The sequence below is a fragment of the Vibrio sp. 10N.222.48.A3 genome, from assembly GCF_041475345.1.
In the GTDB taxonomy this organism is placed as follows: domain Bacteria; phylum Pseudomonadota; class Gammaproteobacteria; order Enterobacterales; family Vibrionaceae; genus Vibrio; species Vibrio tasmaniensis_A.
The window spans coordinates 1-305 of sequence record NZ_JBFRVX010000458.1 but is presented as its reverse complement, the minus strand read 5'-3'; the positions used below and the strand labels follow the sequence as shown (position 1 = coordinate 305).

The 305-nt window shown below is 40.7% G+C and carries 1 protein-coding gene; it reads right to left on the bottom strand.

Going from position 1 to position 305, the window contains the following annotated elements; all coding sequences use genetic code 11:
• Positions 1-271 (bottom strand): DUF3087 family protein (locus tag AB4653_RS13770; protein ID WP_372104448.1); only part of this gene is annotated, 271 nt, incomplete at its 3' end.
• Positions 272-305 lie beyond the last annotated feature (34 nt).

The window sequence follows — 305 nt, the reverse complement described above, 5'->3', positions numbered from 1 at the left end:
GGTTCCACACATAAAGCGCTTCTTTAAAGTAATCATGCCCTTTCACACGGCTCGCAATAAACGCATTCAAGGCGACTGATAAAATCACCCCGAGTACATTCAAATGGAAATTACCCGTCGCTTCCCCTGTAACGGAGCCAGCTGAACCAAAAAGCTCAATCAGAATGCTACCAAATACAATGGCAAACAAGGCTAGTGACCCAACCAATGAAACCAACAGTAGGTTCATCTTCTTTCTATATTCTTCTTTATTAATCTTCTGTAACTTCATCGACTACTTCCTTATGTAATACCAATCGTAGTAA